The 17,430-nt window shown below is 60.1% G+C and carries 17 protein-coding genes and 1 pseudogene; 13 read left to right on the top strand and 5 right to left on the bottom strand.

Features of this window, described 5'->3' with window-relative positions:
* Nucleotides 1-10: 10 nt before the first annotated feature.
* The 4 genes from RBH77_RS21445 to RBH77_RS21430 form a co-directional block, all read right to left on the bottom strand.
* Entirely contained in the window at nucleotides 11-1,201 is a 1,191-nt protein-coding gene (locus RBH77_RS21445) for a CaiB/BaiF CoA transferase family protein (RefSeq protein WP_311029590.1), read from the bottom strand.
* Between the two features lie 16 nt (nucleotides 1,202-1,217).
* Nucleotides 1,218-2,030 carry a citryl-CoA lyase gene (locus RBH77_RS21440; RefSeq protein ID WP_311029589.1) on the bottom strand — a complete coding sequence of 271 codons (813 nt, stop codon included), beginning with the start codon at nucleotides 2,028-2,030 and terminating at the stop codon, nucleotides 1,218-1,220.
* A gap of 21 nt (nucleotides 2,031-2,051) precedes the next feature.
* Nucleotides 2,052-2,633, bottom strand: a complete 582-nt coding sequence (locus RBH77_RS21435; protein ID WP_311029588.1) for an NADPH-dependent FMN reductase — start codon at nucleotides 2,631-2,633, stop codon at nucleotides 2,052-2,054.
* Nucleotides 2,634-2,896: 263 nt separating this feature from the next.
* Entirely contained in the window at nucleotides 2,897-3,697 is an 801-nt protein-coding gene (locus RBH77_RS21430; protein WP_311029587.1) for an IclR family transcriptional regulator domain-containing protein, read from the bottom strand.
* Between the two features lie 259 nt (nucleotides 3,698-3,956).
* On the opposite strand from RBH77_RS21430, the gene RBH77_RS21425 reads away from it, so the two are divergent.
* From RBH77_RS21425 to RBH77_RS21400, 6 genes are read left to right on the top strand one after another with little or no spacing between them, the layout of a single operon-like run.
* Nucleotides 3,957-4,751, top strand: a complete 795-nt coding sequence (locus RBH77_RS21425; protein ID WP_311029586.1) for an IclR family transcriptional regulator — start codon at nucleotides 3,957-3,959, stop codon at nucleotides 4,749-4,751.
* 36 nt (nucleotides 4,752-4,787) lie between these two features.
* Nucleotides 4,788-6,002 (top strand): ABC transporter substrate-binding protein, encoded by a 1,215-nt coding sequence (locus RBH77_RS21420; protein WP_311029585.1) that lies wholly within the window; start codon nucleotides 4,788-4,790, stop codon nucleotides 6,000-6,002.
* A 19-nt stretch (nucleotides 6,003-6,021) separates the two neighbouring features.
* The gene (locus tag RBH77_RS21415) at nucleotides 6,022-6,918 is read left to right on the top strand and encodes a branched-chain amino acid ABC transporter permease (RefSeq protein WP_311029584.1); all 897 of its coding nucleotides are present in this window, start codon (nucleotides 6,022-6,024) and stop codon (nucleotides 6,916-6,918) included.
* Between the two features lie 11 nt (nucleotides 6,919-6,929).
* Nucleotides 6,930-8,726: a branched-chain amino acid ABC transporter ATP-binding protein/permease gene (locus RBH77_RS21410; RefSeq protein ID WP_311029583.1), complete on the top strand. Its 1,797-nt coding sequence runs from the start codon at nucleotides 6,930-6,932 to the stop codon at nucleotides 8,724-8,726.
* Complete coding sequence (locus tag RBH77_RS21405) at nucleotides 8,719-9,438, top strand: ABC transporter ATP-binding protein (RefSeq protein ID WP_311029582.1); 720 nt, start codon at nucleotides 8,719-8,721, stop codon at nucleotides 9,436-9,438. The genes RBH77_RS21410 and RBH77_RS21405 overlap by 8 nt, the downstream gene beginning before the upstream one ends.
* 15 nt (nucleotides 9,439-9,453) lie before the next feature.
* Nucleotides 9,454-9,849 (top strand): cupin domain-containing protein, encoded by a 396-nt coding sequence (locus RBH77_RS21400; protein ID WP_311029581.1) that lies wholly within the window; start codon nucleotides 9,454-9,456, stop codon nucleotides 9,847-9,849.
* A gap of 116 nt (nucleotides 9,850-9,965) precedes the next feature.
* Here RBH77_RS21400 and RBH77_RS24050 read toward each other — a convergent pair.
* Nucleotides 9,966-10,266: pseudogene (locus tag RBH77_RS24050) on the bottom strand (DDE-type integrase/transposase/recombinase); the annotation flags it as partial.
* 255 nt (nucleotides 10,267-10,521) lie between these two features.
* On the opposite strand from RBH77_RS24050, the gene RBH77_RS21390 reads away from it, so the two are divergent.
* The 7 genes from RBH77_RS21390 to RBH77_RS21360 all read left to right on the top strand — a co-directional run bounded on the left by RBH77_RS21390 (nucleotide 10,522) and on the right by RBH77_RS21360 (nucleotide 17,357).
* Nucleotides 10,522-11,388 (top strand): ABC transporter permease, encoded by an 867-nt coding sequence (locus RBH77_RS21390; protein ID WP_311029580.1) that lies wholly within the window; start codon nucleotides 10,522-10,524, stop codon nucleotides 11,386-11,388.
* 56 nt (nucleotides 11,389-11,444) lie between these two features.
* Nucleotides 11,445-12,449, top strand: a complete 1,005-nt coding sequence (locus RBH77_RS21385) for an ABC transporter substrate-binding protein (protein WP_311029578.1) — start codon at nucleotides 11,445-11,447, stop codon at nucleotides 12,447-12,449.
* A gap of 68 nt (nucleotides 12,450-12,517) precedes the next feature.
* The gene (locus tag RBH77_RS21380; protein WP_311029577.1) at nucleotides 12,518-13,039 is read left to right on the top strand and encodes a MaoC/PaaZ C-terminal domain-containing protein; all 522 of its coding nucleotides are present in this window, start codon (nucleotides 12,518-12,520) and stop codon (nucleotides 13,037-13,039) included.
* Between the two features lie 107 nt (nucleotides 13,040-13,146).
* On the top strand, nucleotides 13,147-13,875 hold the full coding sequence (locus RBH77_RS21375) for an ABC transporter ATP-binding protein (protein ID WP_311032640.1): 729 nt from the start codon (nucleotides 13,147-13,149) through the stop codon (nucleotides 13,873-13,875).
* Nucleotides 13,872-14,702, top strand: coding sequence for an enoyl-CoA hydratase/isomerase family protein (locus tag RBH77_RS21370; protein WP_311029576.1), 831 nt, complete (start codon nucleotides 13,872-13,874; stop codon nucleotides 14,700-14,702). Before RBH77_RS21375 ends, RBH77_RS21370 begins: the two co-directional genes overlap by 4 nt.
* 145 nt (nucleotides 14,703-14,847) lie before the next feature.
* Nucleotides 14,848-15,681, top strand: a complete 834-nt coding sequence (locus tag RBH77_RS21365; RefSeq protein WP_311029575.1) for an IclR family transcriptional regulator — start codon at nucleotides 14,848-14,850, stop codon at nucleotides 15,679-15,681.
* A gap of 80 nt (nucleotides 15,682-15,761) precedes the next feature.
* Nucleotides 15,762-17,357 carry an acyl CoA:acetate/3-ketoacid CoA transferase gene (locus tag RBH77_RS21360; protein ID WP_311029574.1) on the top strand — a complete coding sequence of 532 codons (1,596 nt, stop codon included), beginning with the start codon at nucleotides 15,762-15,764 and terminating at the stop codon, nucleotides 17,355-17,357.
* Nucleotides 17,358-17,430 lie beyond the last annotated feature (73 nt).

The following is a 17,430-nucleotide window of genomic DNA, read 5'->3' as shown; positions in this document are numbered from 1 at the left end:
GTCGCGCCGGCTAGGCCAGTTGCGCGGACGGCAGCGTTTCTGCTTGCCTTTGCGGCCAGGCGTCCGGCGCCCTGGCCAACGCGGCGCGGATCGCCTCGCCATGCTGGTCGACGACCGGGGCCGCGACCACGGTGTCGGCGCGCACGCCGTCGAACGTATGGGCCGGCCGCACCGAGCGATGCGCGCCCTCGATGCGGCCCTCGACTGGCACGAACATGCCCATGTGCAGCGCCTGCGGGTCCGACACCGCGTCGGATATGGAATTGATCGGCGCGAAGGGCACGTCGAACCGGGAGAAGCGCTCGGCCCATTCGCTGCGCTCGCACGTGGCGAAGATGGCGTTGAGCGCGGCGTTCAGAGCATCGTAATTGTCGATGCGGGCAAGACGCGTGGCAAAGCGCGGGTCGGTCTTCAGGCTGGGCGTTTCTACCGCCTCTACCAATGCGTCCCAGAATTTTTCGATGGACGACAGATGGAAGGCGAACAGCTTCCCGTCGCGGCAGCGCATGATGTAGGCCTGCGCCAGGCGCGGCCGGTCGACGCCGCTCGGTTCCTCGCCGAGCGCGAAATAGCCCATGAACGGCTCGACCGCGAAATGCGTCATCGCTTCCAGCATGGAAATGTCGATGCGCTTGCCCTTGCCGGTGCGGGCGCGTTCCAGAAGGGCGGCCGAGATGCCGAGCGCGGCGTAGATGCCGGTGATCGCGTCGGCCAGCGCCGGCCCGATGAAGCGCGGCTGTTCGGGGTCGATCGCGACGCTCAGGAAGCCGCTGACTGCCTGCGCGACAGAATCGTAGACCGGCCGCTGCGCATAGGGGCCGTCCGGCCCGAAGCCGCTGATCGAGCAGTAGATCAGCTTCGGGTTGATGCCGGAGAGCGTCTCGTAGTCGGCGCCGATGCGTGCGGCGGCACCCGGCCGGAAGTTCTGGATATAGACGTCCGACTGCGCCACCAGCGCGTAGAAGACGTCGCGGTCGGTCTTGTCCTTGAGGTCCAGTCCGATGGCGCGCTTGTTGCGATTATAGGCCTGGAAATGCGCGCTGTAGAAGCCTTTCTTGAAGCTTCGGTAGGGGTCGCCGTTGCCCTTGGCCTCGACCTTGATGACGTCGGCGCCGAGATCGGCGAGCATCATCGCCGAGCACGGCCCGGTGATGAAAGTGCCCTGTTCGACGATGCGGATTCCGTCCAGTACCCGTGTCATGAAATGCCCCGACTGTTCAGTTCTCGTTGGCGACGAAGCCGGCCGGGGCCGGTCCGTCATAGCTTATGGCCCTGGCAGCGCCGTGCGACAGGATGAAGCCGATCGAGCGCGTCTGTTCTTCGAGCAGGTGCGCGACGAGGCTGGCGGTGCGCGCGATCAGCGGCACGCCCTTGAGCGCCTTGAGCGGAAAGCCGGCATCGAGCAGCGTGCAGGGGATGGCGCCGGACACGTTCATCACCAGCGGCTTGCCGACGATGCCGGGCAGGCAGCCTTCCACCGCCTGCGCCGCCTTTGTGTAGCCGCCCGAAAGGCCGAGCTGGCCGGCGACCGCGATCAGCCGTTCGGCGCGTGGGTCGCTGCCCTTGTGCAGCGGGTGGCCGAAGCCGGGGATGGCACGCCCTTGTGCACGGTAGCGCTCGACGACGAATGAGGCCGCGGCCTCGAAGCCGCCTTCAGCGGCGTCGTTTTCCTCGACGACCGCCTGCAGCAGCAGCCCGGCCGCTTCCGCGGCGCCGAGGATCACCGAACCGCAGCCGAGCAGGCCGGCGGCGACGGCGCCTTGCAGCGCCTCGGGCGCGGCGGCCAGCGTCATGCGCGCCGCTTGCACGCTCGGCACCAGGCCATGCTCGGAAATGGCCACCAGCGTGGCGTCGAGCATCGCGCGCTGCGTGTCGGTCGGCATCGTGCCGGCGACCAGCAACCAGATGTGGTCCGTGAAGGATACCGTCCCCACCAGTTCGCCGACCAGGTCATGACCGCGCACGACGATGGTTTCGGGGTTGGAGGTGCAGATAGACTGGAACGGGGCGTCCTGTTTGCCGATCTTCATTCTTCTTCTCTTTTCTGCGGTCTAGGCGTGAGCGGGCGCCGTCGTATCGACATGCTGGCGCACCCAGCGATGGAATTTCCGCATGTAGCCTTGCAGGAAGGCTTGCGTCGTCGCGTCGGCGATCTCGCCTTCCGGGGAGATAAGGCCGGGCGTGAGATAGAGGTAGACTTCGGGCTGGCCCATGGTCGGCATGTCGAGATAGCCGAGGATGGCGCGCAGATGCTGCTGTGCCGCAACTGTGCCCAACCGCCCGGCAGACGCGCCGGCAATCGCCACCGGCTTGGCCGTCCACGCATTGGCGCCGGCCGGCCGCGACAGCCAGTCGAGCGCGTTCTTCAGAAGCGCGGTGATCGACCGGTTGTGCTCGGGCGTGACGATGAGCACGCCGTCGGCCGCCTGGATTTCGTCGAAGAACCGGGCGACCGGGGGCGGGAAGCCGGCTGCCAGCATGTCCTGGTCGAACAGAGGCAGGTCATCAATGCGGCAGAAGGCGAAGGAGAACTCGGCGTCCGCCAGGCGCGTCAACGCCCTGGCCAGACTCCGGTTCAGCGAACCGGGCCTTGCGCTGCCGACCAGCACGGCGACGTGCAAACTCCTCCTCACCGCAAGTCATCCTCCCTGACTGCGCCCATTCTCCGGTGCCGGAACCGGCATCCCCGAATGGAACGGTCTGTTCTCTCATTCTGCTAGTTTTTCGTCTAGCGAATTTATTTTCGCACTATGAACGCGACGGGCGGGACTTGTCAAGCGCTCTTAGGGCGCCGTCCGCGATTTCCCGATGCGAGGCCAAAAGCCGTGGCGAACCATCCGATTTCGATCTCGGGCGATGCGCTGTGGAGCGGAAGCAGCAGATGCGTGGGAGAAAATCAGTGGGGGATGAGCGAGTGGAGCAAGGCTGGGTAGCGCATCAAGAGGGCGGAGATGCGGGCTGCCGCGATCTGCATTTCGGCCAGCCGCTGTTCGAGCAGGTCGCTCGGCTTCAGCCGGGGCGAATAGCCGGAAGTGTTGATGGCGGCGACCACGCGACCCGCGCTGTCCTTGATCGGCACCGCGAGCGCGGTGATGCCGTAGTCGAGCTGGTCTACGGTGATCGAATAGCCGTTCGAACGCACCTCGGTCAGGATGCCGCGCAGCGCCTCGATGTCGGTGACCGTCACGTCGGTAAGCCTGTGCGGCTCGACCTTATGGAAATAGCCGTCAAGTTCCTCTGCCGGCAGGTAGGCCAAGAGCACCCGGCCCATCGACGTCGCATAGGCCGGATAGGTCACGCCGATGCTGGCCATGCGGCGCGACGCGCGCGCTTCCGACAGGTGGGCGATGTAGAGCACGTTCGGCCCGTCGAGCACGCCGACATTGGCGGCATCGCCGAACAATTCGGTCACGCGGTAGAGTTCGGGCATGATCGCTTCATCGACCCGGACGGCCTTCAGATAGGCGGAACCGAGCGTCAGGATGCGCGGCGCCAGCAGGAAATGCTTGTTGTTGCGCCGCACGAAACCCAGGGCCTCGAGCGTATGCAGGTTGCGCCGAACGGTGGCCGGCGACATGTCCACCTTGCGCGCCAGTTCGGTGAGCGTCATTTCCGGGGTCTGGTCGTCGAAGGCTTCGATCACCGCCAGCCCACGCGCCAGCGCCTCGACATACTCGCCGTTCTTTTCTTCGTCCATCGCGTTCCATGTCTTTCGGTCGTGCCGGAAAAACCTCGAGCCGAATTCAAACGCGGCTCCTACCGAATAAATTGATTGAACAATATTTCGCCTAGCGAATGCAATGTAAAACTTGCGCCTAGCGGCTGATGACGAACGGTACGACGCATCTACCGACAGCCCGAAGCCATGAAACATTCCGCGCACCCCGCCGACCGGACTTGACACTACCCGGCTGTCGCATGTAATTTAGCGAACGGTGTTCGCAGTAGGTGAACAGATGGAAAGTGAACCAAAGAGAAAATTGAATTCGGCCAACCGGGTCGTCGACATTCTGGAAGCGTTTGCCTTCGAGAATTCCGTCTGGTCGGTTTCGGATTTGGCGCGCAGGCTCAAAATGAGCAAAGCGGCAGCTCACGCGATCCTCGCGAATCTCGAAAGCAGATTGTTCCTGGAGAAAGACGAAGAAACCTCGCGCTATTCGGTGGGCACACGCCTGTGGGAAATCGGCGTGAAGTTCGCCTCTGCGAACAAACTGCCGGAGATATGCGACAAGTGGCTCAGGCAATTAAGGGATAGAAGCGCCGAAAGCTGTTACCTCGCGGTCTACGACCACGGAGAGGTTCTTTATATCGGGAAGGCGGAAAGCGAGAATCCCGTCCAGGCATATGCGCTTTTGGGGTCGCGGGCCCCGTCCCACTGCACTGCATCCGGAAAGGTACTCCTGGCAGCGCAATCGGAACTGGAAATCTCCCGTGTGCTTGGTGAGCCTTTGACCACTTTCGCGCCAGCTACTGTTACGGATCCATCCGCTTTGCTGCGGATAATCGAGAAAACCCGTTCCGACGGGTTCGCCACCAGCGATGGCGAATGGCGCGGCGAGGTGACGTCGATCGCGGTGCCGGTTGCGTTCGACACGCGTTTGACAGCCGCCATCTGCATCACGGGCCCGACCTACCGCTTCGATATGGAGCGCGCGCTTGGTTTTGCCCCGGCGCTGATGCGCGCGGCGGAGGAGATCAGGGATCACACCTTCAGAATGCGCACGGTGCACACGAAGAGCAGTCACATCTGAACACGTCGCATTGCCAGAAAATAACGGGAGGAGAATATGAGAACTGGTTATAAAGCTGCGTTGGCGGCTATCGGGTTGGCGGTGACTTTTTCCTTCGGCGCTATGGCCGGGGAAACGGTTCGTATCGCCCAGGTGATTCCGTTGACAGGCCCCTGGGCCGATCTGGGCCAGATGGCGCGCGAAGGCGCAAAGATCGCGGCGGAAGAAATAAATGCCGCGGGGGGCATCAAGTCGCTCGGCGGCAAGAAGATCGAGGTCGTAGTCGCGGATGCCGGCGGTAGCCCCGAATCCGCAAAGAACGCGACGCAGCGCCTGATTTCCGACTATCCCGACCTCTCCGCCGGGATGGGTGCCATTTTGAGTTCAATGACGCTTGCCGCGACTACCGCGACGGAGCAGGCCGGGCTGCCTTGGGTCACCCAATCCTACGCGACCTCGATAACCGAACGGGGGCTCAAGCATGTCTTTCAGATCGTCCCCGATTCAAAAACCATTGCCGGGGAGACATTCCCGATCCTGACCAAGATCGCCAAGGCCGCCACTGGGAAGACGCCCTCGAAGCTCGCGATCATCCGCGACAACACGGCCGCGTCGCAGGATTTTTTCAAGCCCATGCTGGATGGCGGCTTCGAAAAGCTGGGCATCACCGTTTCGGTGGACGCGGCTTATACGCCTCCCCTCTCGGACGCCACCCCGATCGCGCTCAAGGTGCGCTCGTCGGACGCCGATCTCGTATTCCTGTTCATCACCGCGTTGCCGGACGTGAAGCGGGTACTGGAGGCACTCAATCAGTACGATATCAAGCTTCCGATCACAGCACAGGCCGCAACGCTCGGGATGCCTGGTGTGGCCGGCGCCATCAAAACGGATGCGCTGGAAGGTCTTATCAGCACGGCGGGCATATGGCCTGGCGCCAAGCAAAAGGCGGTGGTCGAAAAGTTCAAGCAGGCGACGGGGGAAAACTGGATGCCCGAGCCCGCGCTGGCTGGCTATTCGGGTACCTGGATCCTCAAGGAAGCCATCGAGGCCGCAGGCTCGGCCGACCGCAGCGTCATCACCAAGGCCCTGCATGAGATGGATCTGAAGGACGGCCCGGCCGCGGCGGCGCTGCCCACCGGAGCCGTGCACTTCGATGAGACCGGAAAGATCGCCTCGCCGACCATCACGGCATTCGAGTGGCTGAACGGCAAGCCTTATACGATCTATCCGCCGCAGGCCGCTGAAGCCGACCCGAAATGGCCAACGCGCTGAAGCCGATCGGACCTGCAAGATGCTCAACTTCGTCCAGACCCTCGTCGCAGGGTTGCTGATCGGGGGAGTCTACGCCCTGGTCAGCATCGGGCTGTCGCTGATCCTCGGGGTGATGAGGATTATCAACTTCGCTCAGGGCGAGTTCATGATGCTCGCTATGTACTTCACGTATTTCGTGACCGCTGCGCTGGGGGTTTCGGTCTTTGCCGATTTTGTAGGTCCCCTGGTTGCTGCGATGCTGGCGGGGCCGGTGATGTATATCGTGGGTATCCTAGTCTACAGGGTCCTTCTGCGACACGTCTCTGGAACCAGCAGCGGGGGGCAAGATGCCCAATTGCTGATCACCTTGGGCATCTCGCTCATACTGCAGAATGCCGCGCTCATGGCTTTCGGGCCGACGGCCTTCACCCTCCACACATCTCTCTCCGCGGATATCTGGAAGATCGGGCCAATCATCGTGAACAGGGCGCTGGCAATCGCGTTCGGCGTCTCGATCGTCCTGACTGCGGGATTTTACGTCTTTATGAGTCGATTTCGCGCCGGCAAGATCCTGCGCGCCTGCGCCGACAATCCGCAGGCCGCCGTCTATATGGGCCTTGACCCACACAAGGCGCATGCACGTGCTTTCGGCATTGGCGTCGGGCTCACCGCGATCGCAGGTGGTCTGGTCGCCACCTACTACCCGTTTACTCCGTATATCGGCCTCAACTTCATCGTGATCATGTTTGTCGCCGTGGTGCTCGGTGGCCTGGGAAGCACGACCGGAGCGTTCTTCGGCGGGCTAATCGTGGGGGTGGTGCAGCAACTCTGGACGCTGGTGATGCCCATGGAACTCCAGGATGCTGGGGTTTTCCTGCTCTTCCTGCTCATACTGTTTTTCCGCCCGCAGGGTCTCTTCGGTAAGAAATATGTATAGGAGCGAATGAGATGACGGGCTTCAGCAATCTCTATCGCCGAACAGTCGTTCTATTACTCCTGTTCGCAGTACCTATCGTGATCGGCTTGTCCGTAAGCGACTACAGCAAGCTTCTGATCTGCTATATAATTATCTGGTCTATCCTGGCAATCTCCTGGAATGTTTTCTGTGGGTATACCGGATTGATTTCATTCGGGCACGCGATCTACTGGGGGATTGGTGCCTACTCGCTCGGAATTGGCGTAAGCACGTTCGGCCTTCCGCCGCCCGTCGCTATTGTGGCGGGGATCATTCTGGCGGTGGTGGCTTCACTAATCATCGGCCTGCCGACCCTTCGCCTCACCGGCGCCTATTTCAGCCTGGCGATGCTTGCCTATCCACTGGTCACGATGAGCGTCGTCACGTGGCTTGGCTACAGGGAGATATTTCTACCTTTCGGAGAGAGCGCCTGGTGGAACCTGCGGTTTTCCCAACCGATACACTATATCGTGCTCTCTTCGGCCGTGCTGGCCGTAGCCTTCCTCATCAGCATGCGGATCCATTCTTCCAGATTGGGACATTGTCTTCGTTCCATCCGGGAGTCCGAATCCGCCGCCGCTTCCAGCGGGATCGATGTATGGCGGTGCAAACTGATAGCCAACACCCTCAGCGCCGCTATCGCTGCCGTCGCAGGTAGTCTCTACGGCCTCGTGCTGGGGGTCATGACGACAGAGAATTCATTCGGTTTCATGGTTTCGGCCCAAGCCGTAGTGCTCCCCCTGTTTGGGGGCGTTGGCAGCCCGTGGGGGCCGATAATCGGTGCAGGAGTTCTCGTGCCTTCCGCCGAATGGCTGAACGCAACCTTCGGCGATCGGCTGCCGGGCATATCGGGGTTGGTTTACGGACTTGCTCTCATTGTCATCGTTCTCGCCGCGCCGGAAGGGATCTATTGGAAGGTGAGGGACCTCTTCCATGCCCGACGCGGCCCGGCCAGCGATGCCGGTGTCGAGACCTTCGAAGAATCCGCGGCTGAAATGACGATCTTCGACAGGCCGGGCGAGGAGACATTCCATCATTCTGCAGATTCGGAAAAAGCCGATGCAACGGTGCTCGAGGTTTTCGATCTGGCGCATTCCTTCGGCGGCGTGAAGGCGTTGAGCGCAGTTTCGCTCAAGGTGAAGAAAGGAACGATCCATTGCATCGTCGGCCCCAACGGCGCCGGCAAGACCACGCTCTTCAATATCTTGAGCGGCTTTATCCACCCGTCGGCGGGGCGTGCGCTCGTCCACGGTATTCCGATGATTGGCATGAAGCCGCATGAGGTGGCGCGGGCCGGCGTAGCCCGGACCTTTCAGGTGCCTCGTATTTTCCCAAGGATGTCCGTTCTGGAGAATGTTCAGATCGGCGCCTACGCCGGTTCCCTCAACGATGCGGAGTCGTTGCACACAAGCCGTGCGGCGCTTGCCACGGTCGGTCTTCTCCAGAGATCGCAGGAGGCCGCGGGGGCCTTATCGACCTATGAAGTCAGGCTGCTCGAAATCGCCCGAGGGCTGGCCGGCCGCCCCAGACTGTTTCTCATGGACGAGGTTTTCGCCGGTATCGGCAAGGCCGAAGCGGTGAAAATCGAGGCGCTTCTCCTTTCCCTTCGCGACAATGGAATCACCATCGTGATCATTGAGCATACGATGGACTCGATGCTCAGAATATCCGATGCTTTTACTGTTATCGACCACGGAAAGACAATTATCTCCGGAAAGCCGCGAGAAGTCGTCAAAAATCCCAGCGTAATAAAAGCATACCTTGGTGAGAAGTGGTCGGAAAATGCTTGAGATAAACGAGATCTCCGCATCCTATAGCGGCCTCAAGGCGCTTCACAGCGTTTCCTTGACCATCGGAATGGGGGAATTTACCTCGATCATAGGCCCGAATGGCGCTGGCAAGACCACCCTTCTGAAATGCATATCCGGATCTGTGAAGCCGGATCACGGTACGATCAGATGGGACGGGGAGGAACTGCTCGCGATCGAAGCCAGCAGGCGTCCGCACCATGGCATAGCGCATATTCCCGAGGGGCGGCTCATATTCGCGACGCTCTCCGTCGAGGACAATCTGGTCGTTGCCGCGAATACACCGAAGGCCCGTGCGGCATGGAAGGATTCCCTGGATGCGGTGTGGAGCCTGTTCCCGCCCCTCTATGAAAAGCGAAACGAACTGGGAGGAACCCTGTCGGGAGGGCAGCAGCAGATGCTGGCCATCGGCCGCGGCCTGGTTGCCGTTCCTACGCTGCTGATGCTGGACGAGCCGTCGATGGGGCTGGCTCCGGCCGTGGCGGATTCCATCTTCGATGCGGTATCCAAAATTCATCGGGAAAGCAACATTACGATCCTGTTAGTGGAACAAAGATCTGCTGACGCACTAGAGCTGTGCGACAGCGCATATATTCTGGAAACGGGAATAATAAGAAGAGTAGATTTCGCAGATGGCAAATTAGCTAAAGACGAAATCGGAAAAACATATTTTGGCGATATCAACAACCACTAGGAAGGAGAACGACGGATGAAACGTGATCGCACACTGAGAGAGCTGGGCGCGAAAAATATCAACAACCTCGAATGGACGAAGACGCGCTTCGATGATGTATCCATCAAATTGCTGTCCTTTCGCGACGGTGTCGCCTGCGTCTACGATCGGTTCGCCCCCGGCGCGCGAACGTTCCCGCATCAGCATGGGTTTCGGCAGTTGCGCTACATTCTGGAAGGCGAGTTTATAGTCAATGGCGTCACGTATGGTCCCGGAACCCTGATCGACTTTCCGGAGTTCACCGAATACGAAACCATCTGCCCGAATGGAGGGCTATGGCTCTTGATCCAGATGCCGGGAAAAACGGGATTGGCACCGACCGATCCGACCGGATGGGCCTATAACAAAACGGACTCTGTCGCGAAGGCATAGTGTCCAGTTCGAGTACTGACCCAATCCGTCCATCACACATGGATATGTCCTGACCGTGGAAGATATGCATTGCGCTGCGTGGGCGCGATGCATGACTGAATTGGTTCCGTCGCGCATTATGTGGCCGGGATCTCGAACCGCTCGCCGAGCGAGGGTGCTGGATTGTAGGCATACCTCGCCTGCCGTTTCCGCATCATATGCACCGTCTCGACGCCCGATAGGGTTATCGCGGCGCCGGTCATCGATTTGAAGCCGAGCATGGGTCGGATCCGGCGCTTGATCCGCCGATGATCCTGCCCGATGCGATTGAAGTACTGGCTCTGCCAATACGGATCGCCTTCAGCTTCCACCGCGACCGGTCTCGCAACGACATTCGCCGCTACACGCAATGATTGTCTCTCGATTGATTTCTCGACCTTGCCGCTAAAGCCTTGCGGCGCAGCGGCGTCACGACGTCGGCGAGCGTCAGCCGTTCGATCGGTGCAGCCGTGCGGTGTGGGCGGATTCGATATCATAAGCCTCCACTGCCTGCGCCGGTGAGCTGATCAAGCGCACTTCCGAACAGAAGCGCATATGTGTGTTGACGAAAAACATAAGATTGAATAGCGTTCAAACTTGAATTGAGATTTCATATTGACCCGGAGCAGCTCAAGGTGGCTGTAGGAGGCTTCAATGTCGTCGGACCTTTCCGCCCGTTCTCCATCCAGACTTTCAGAGCCTGCGGCGGATCTGGATGAGGTCGGCAGTCCGCAGCCACGTCGAAAATCAAAAGCCGTGCGCACACTCCTGCGTTTTGGCTGGAATCTTATTCCGCTTGTCACCTTTGTCGCTATCATCGCCCTGTGGAGCGGCGCCGTCCGCTTCTTCGGCATTCCGGCGTACCTTCTTCCCGGACCGGGAAGTGTATTCTATCTGCTGATTTCCGAAGCTGAGATGCTTTGGCGGAATGCGCAGACGACGTTGGCAGAAATCCTGTTAGGCTTCGGCCTGACCCTCATCACGGCGATCCCGTTGGGCCTGATCATCGCCCTTTCGCCGCTGGCCAAGCAGGTCCTTTATCCACCGGCCATGCTGCTCCAATTGCTGCCCAAGGTGGCGGTGGCGCCGCTGTTCCTGGTCTGGTTCGGGTTCGGCATGGAATCGAAGGTCATCTTGACCTTGCTCATGACGTTCTTTCCGCTGCTGATCGCCAGCATCAGCGGATTCCAGATCCTTGATGAACGACTTCTCTATCTGACCCGATCTATGGGCGCGACGACCTGGCAGACCTTCCGGTACCTGCGTGTTCCGGCTGCCCTTCCCGTAATTTTCTCGGGACTGAGAACCTCGGCGACCATCGCCGCTACGGCAGCCATCGTCGCGGAGTTCGTCGGAGCGAACAAAGGCCTCGGCTACGTTCTGCTGAAGGGTACGAGCACCATGAATATCGAGCTGACATTCGCGGTTCTGGTTGTTCTGACGGTTATTGGTCTCGTCATCAACTACGCGGTCGATCTCAGCGAATGGCTTCTGGCTCCGTGGCAACGCGACAACAAGTAGATGGAAAGTCGTGATGCGATCGGCGCTTAGCGTAATCAAAGTGGAGGAAGAGCAATATGAATAGACTGTACAGCAAATTTTTGGGAGTGGCGTTCTCTGTCTCGAGCTTGATTTTTGCGTCGGCTGCGTTCGCGCAAACCGCCGTGACGTTCCAGCTTAACTGGTATGCGGGCGGTGCCAATGCCGGCTTCGCTGCCGCATTGCAGGAGGGCTACTACAAGGAAGCTGGGCTCGACGTCACCATCGTTCAGGGTAACGGCTCGGCCAATACGGCCCAGCTTGTCGCCAGCGGCCAAGCCCAACTCGCCTATGCAGATGCGGTGGCGGTCAGCCAGCTGATCGCCAAAGGCGCGCCGATGAAGATCGTGGCTACTGTCTACCAATCGAATCCGAACGAGGTGGAGGCCCTGAAGAAGGCTGGAATCAAGTCGGTTGCGGACCTGAAGGGTAAGAAGGTCGGCGTACCTGCGGGCAGTTCCCAGGTGACGATGTTGCCGCTGTTCTTCAAGGCTAACAATATTGATCCTTCCGAGGTCAACCAGCTCAATATGCCGCCGTCTTCGATGGTGCCGGCACTCCTGCAAGGCCAGGTCGACGCGATTCTCGGATCTGTCGACGACTACGGCATTCAGATCAAAGCCCAGGGCGCCGAGATCGACCGATATATGTTCGCCGATCATGGAGTGCCGACGGTCAGTACCTCCATCTTTGCCAGCGACGGCTACATCAAGGATAACCCCGATGTGCTGCGGAAGTTTATCGCCGCAAGCCTGAAGGGGTGGAGCTTCGCGTTGGATAACCCCGAAAAGACCGTCAAGGACCTGAAGGCTACCTTTCCGGATGTCGACACCAAGCTTGCTACGGCGCAACTCGCAGCGATTCCTCCGCTGTTCTGCAGTGGCGGCACGAAATATATCGGCGAGGCAACGGACGAGCACTGGGATCTGACCCAGAAACTCCTCTCCGAGGTAGGGCTCCTTCCTGCCGGAAAGGACCCGAAAATGTACTACACCAACGAATTCCTGCCGCCGGTGTCGCAGCTGCGCGCCTGTAAGAACTGATGTTGAGCGTTACGCGGCCCGCGGATCTTGAAGCGGGCCGCGACTGCTAAAAGAGAGCCTGTGTCAGGATGACTGGAAAGACTTCCTACCGTTATGACGATTTGTTCGTGGGCATGCAGTTTCGCAGTCCGGGACGGACAATCACGGATGCCGACGTGGTCGGCTTCGCCGGGCTTACCGGCGATTTCTCGGAGCTTCACACAAGCGATGTCTATGCCCGCAGCAGTGAGTTCGGCCAAAGGGTGGCTCACGGGATGCTTGGACTGGCCTATGCGCATGGCTTGATGTGGGCGCGAACCGGAGAGCTGAGAGAAACGGCGATCGCGTTCCTTGGAATAAGCGACTGGAAGTTCGTCGGTCCGATCTACATCGGTGACACGATCTTCGTGAACTATGCACTGGCCGAGTTGCGCGACAGCAGATCACGGCCCAGCCAGGCGATCGCTACATTCGACGTCGAAGTGGTCACGCAAGATGGAAAGACCGTCCAGCGTGGCCGCAAGGCGCTTCTGGTCTCCAAGGTTCCGCTCGAGGCGGTCGCGGCTTCGTCGGGTGAATCCGCAGCGGCTGTAAGGAATCCGCGGCCTTGAGCGAGATGAAGAACCAACGCCAGGTTTGCGGCGTTCCGATCGCCATCGAGAACGTCTCGAAGATATTCGGCGAGGATACGGACAAGCCTTTCCGCGCATTGAAGAAGGTGAGCGCTTCGATCGGCGCCGGCGAGTTCGTTTCCGTGGTGGGCGCGTCCGGTTGCGGCAAGAGTACTCTCATGCTCATGGTGGCCGGGCTTTTGGAGCGGACGACCGGCGAAATCGAAGTCGGCGGCAAACGGGTCTCGAAGCCGATCACGGATGTCGGGATCGCCTTTCAGGACCATCTGCTTCTCGAGTTCCGGACGGCATTCAAGAATGTGATGTTGCATGCCGATATTCGCGGGCTGCCGCGCAAGGAAATAGAGCTGCGCGCAAAGGAGCTGTTCGCTCAGCTGCAACTCGAACATGCGATGACAAAATACCCACGCCAGCTTTCAGGCGGTATGCGCCAGCGCGTCTCTCTCATTCGCAGCCTTGTTCACGACCCCGCCGTCCTTCTGATGGATGAGCCGTTTGGCGCTTTGGATGCGCTAACGCGTCTACAGGTGCGATCGGACCTCGAATCGTTGTGGATGAGGCGGAGGCCGACGGTTCTCTTCATTACGCATAGCGTGGAGGAGGCTGTCGGACTATCCGATCGTGTCCTTGTCATGAGCCCGAGCCCCGGTGAGGTGATCGACGATATCCATATCAATCTTCCGCGCCCGCGTCCGATCGTACTTGGCGATGCGCCCGAGTTTGGCGCGTACGTCAGCAGAATTCACAAGCATTTCGAGCGATTGGGCATTCTTCACGGGATCGGATCGCCGACCCGGCCTGCGACCCAAGGATGAAAAGCACCGGGATGGGTATCAAGCCGACAGAGGCCGGAACTGCTTCGAATGTCGCCACGGCGTCGCCTGTCTTGGTCGAGTTTCGTGACGCGATCGCCGAGATCACGCTTTCGAACGGCCCGCTCAATCTCGTCACGCAGCCGTTCCTTGTAGAACTCAACAAGGTGCTGGCGAGAGTGAGGGAAGACGGCAACCTCCGCTGCCTCATTCTTCATGGTGGAGAATCGCGGGCATTCTGTGCCGGGAGCGACATCAAGGAATTCGACGACCTTCACGCGGATGCGAGCCAACGCAAGATTCTCTTCGAGGATATGGTCCTGAGAAATCTTGCGCGCATCCCTTTTCCGACGATCGCTGCCATCGACGCGCCGGCGCTGGGAGGCGGCTTGGAACTCGCACTGGCCTGCGATCTCAGGGTCCTTCGTCAGGGCGTGAAAATCGGGTTGCCGGAATCACAACTGGGCGGGCTCGCCGGCAATGGATCGGTCCGTCTGGTGCGGTTGATCGGCCCGTCAAGGGCAAAGGAAATGCTTTTTACCGGCGAAACCCTGGATGCCAGCAAGGCTTTGGAATGGGGGGTAGTCAACCGGATAACAGACGGTTCGGCGCTGGTCTGCGCAAGGGAGCTTGCCGAGACAATCGCTCGACGCGGGCCTCTTTCCAACAAGCTCGCCAAGCGGCTGGTCGAGGCTGCGCAGGATGGGCCGTTGGACGCTGCTTTATCGGCTTCGACTGTGGCGCAACAACGGATCTTCGATTCTCGCGATCTCTATGAAGGCGTCGAGGCCTTCTTCACCAAGCGCGCGCCGGAGTTCGAGGGCCGATGATCAATCGTGTTCCAATACCGATAACGGCGAATAGTCGTGCGCTAGATTGGGCGCGGCAGGGTACAGCGTGCATCCGTGAATCCTCGGCGAAGCCGTTACATGCCTGCCAGCCTGTGTCTTTCCATCCAACGGCAGCACAATCCTGATGACCCACGTCCCCGCCGAACGTTGTCTGTCGATCATTCAACTGCTCGCGGAAAACGCGGATGAATTACCCTTGGGCGAGATAGCGGAGAAGCTCGAACTTCCGAAGAGCGGAGCACATCGGCTGCTCGCGACCCTGGTCGATCTCGGCTGGGCAAAGCAGGATCCGCAAACAGGCTTTTACAGGCTGACCATGCGTCTCGCTGTCCTCGGGCAGCGCTTCTATGTCGCAACAGGAATTCCCGATATCTGCCAGCCGCTCCTGGACAATCTTGCGGCAGCGTCGCGCGAGTTCGTCCGTATGGCGGTGGTCGATTCCGACACATTGGTTTGGGTCGCCTACGCGCAGGGCGCCAAGGGCGGCTTGATGTATCAGCCAACCGACACGGTAGCCACGGTTCCTCTCCACGCGACAGCGAGCGGGAAAGCATGGCTCTCGACGCTTCCTGTCGACGATGCGGTGCGGATCGTCATGAAGAATGGCGGGTTTGGTGATTCTGCTACGTTCGGACCCAACGTCGTCCGCTCGGTGTCATCGCTCATGCAAGAACTGGAGGTCACCGCTAGGCGTGGCTACGGGCTCGCGATGGGCGAGGCGGAGCCGGGCGTGACCGCTTTGGCGGCGGCGATCCGGTCGCGCGAGGACGGCCCGGTTGCGGGAACCGTGAGCGTTGCCGGGCCGAGCGTCAGGCTGACCGAAGAGCGCGTCCAGGAACTTGGCCCCGTCGTTACCGCGGCGGCATCAGAACTGTCGAAATTGTGGCCCTTGCGAATGAGACTGGACAAACAAATAAGGTCACCAGAAGTAAGTATGGAAAATATATCTTCAAATTGAGGCATTTTCTATTTAAAATATAAGATATTCTGCCTCGGCACGATAATATTTCCGATCAGAACGTACAGAAAGAATGCGAGATGAAGATCATCGGCGCCAAAGATGCGGCAAGCCTTGTTCAACCCGGAGACAATGTTTTCGTCAGCGGCTCGGGCGGCGGTCACTGCGTGCCTCAGGCCGTTCTTGACGCAATAGAGGCACGCTTTCTGGAGACGGGGACGCCCCGCGACCTCACCCTCATTCACGCTGTCGGGATCGGGGACCGGAAGCTGAAAGGAGCGGCCTGTTTTCGCCATCCCGGAATGCTCAAGCGGAGCGTGACGAGCGCCTTGATCGACTCTCCGCCCTTGATCGCGCTGGCGCGCGACAACAAGATCGAATCCTACACGCTGCCGCAGGGCGTGATCGCTCAGTTGACGCGCGAGATGGCAGCCGGCCGTCCCGGCCTGATCACCAAGACGGGACTGCATACGTTCATCGACCCTCGCCAGTTGGGCGCGCGCCAGAGCAGCAGCGCCAGGGAAGACCTGGTCGAACTGATCGAGATCGACGGTGAGGAATGGCTGCGCTTCAAGCCGCTGCCTCTCGACGTGGTAATTCTGCGTGGCACCACCTCGGACGAGGACGGCAACATCACTATGGAGCATGAGGCGATACCAGGCGAGATGCTTTCGAGCGCGCAAGCCGCGCGGCGCCAGGGCGCTGCAGTAATCGTCCAGGTCAAGCGCCTCGCCAAGCGCCGGACCCTGCCCGCGCGGGAGGTGAAGATACCCGGTATCTTCGTCGACTATGTCGTGGTCGATCCCGAGCAGAAGCAAACCTATGCGACGGCGTACAACCCAGGTTATTCCGGCGAGCTTCGTGTTCCTCTGGACGCGATGGTGCGACTTCCTTTCACCGAGAGGAAAATCGTCGCCCGACGTGCCGCGATGGAATTGCGGATCGGCGCAATCTGCAATCTCGGTGCCGGGATCTCGACCGGAGTCTCGGCCGTTGCTGCAGAGGAAAACATTCTCGACCGGATCGTTCTGACCAACGAGCAGGGTTATATCGGCGGTGCTCCGCTGACGGGTGTGGATTCCGGCGCCGCGCAAAACTTCGACGCCGTTGTCGACCAGCCTTACCAGTTCGACTTCTATGACGGCGGGGGGCTGGACGTCGCGTTCCTTTCCTTCGCCGAGGTCGATCCCCAGGGCAATGTCAACGTCAGCCGCTTCGGCGAAAAGATCGTCGGCGTCGGCGGATTCGTCAACATCAGCCAGAATGCCAGGAAGGTGGTGTTCAGCGGGACGTTCACCTCGGGCGGGCTGGAACTTCGGTGCGTCGACGGTCAGTTGAAGATCCTGAACGAAGGCCGTCACAAGAAGTTCGTCTCCTCGGTCGAGCAGATTTGCTACAGTTCCAGGTTTGCCTCCGAACAAGGCCGCATCGCCATATTCGTGACGGAGCGGGCGGTGTTCGACATCACGCCGGATGGGCTGCGGCTCATCGAGGTCGCCCCGGGAATCGATATCGAACGGGATGTTTTCGCGCATATGGCGTTCCGCCCGTCCGTCTCCGAAAAGCTCGTCACCATGGATGTCCGGCTGTTCGATCCCGCTCCAATGGGGCTTGCCGAAGATCTTAGGAGTGCGCCGTCGGGGGCTCGCGTGCCGCGAAGGTCCTTACCCGGCTGAAAGAGCGTCAATCATGCTGAGGTCTCTGTATCTCGAGATTCCCGGCTGACCGTTTCGTTTGATCGTGCCGGGG

The sequence above is a fragment of the Mesorhizobium koreense genome (genome assembly GCF_031656215.1).
In the GTDB taxonomy this organism is placed as follows: domain Bacteria; phylum Pseudomonadota; class Alphaproteobacteria; order Rhizobiales; family Rhizobiaceae; genus Mesorhizobium_L; species Mesorhizobium_L koreense.
The sequence above is the reverse complement of the archived record's forward strand: the minus strand, read 5'-3'. Positions and strand labels throughout refer to the sequence as shown.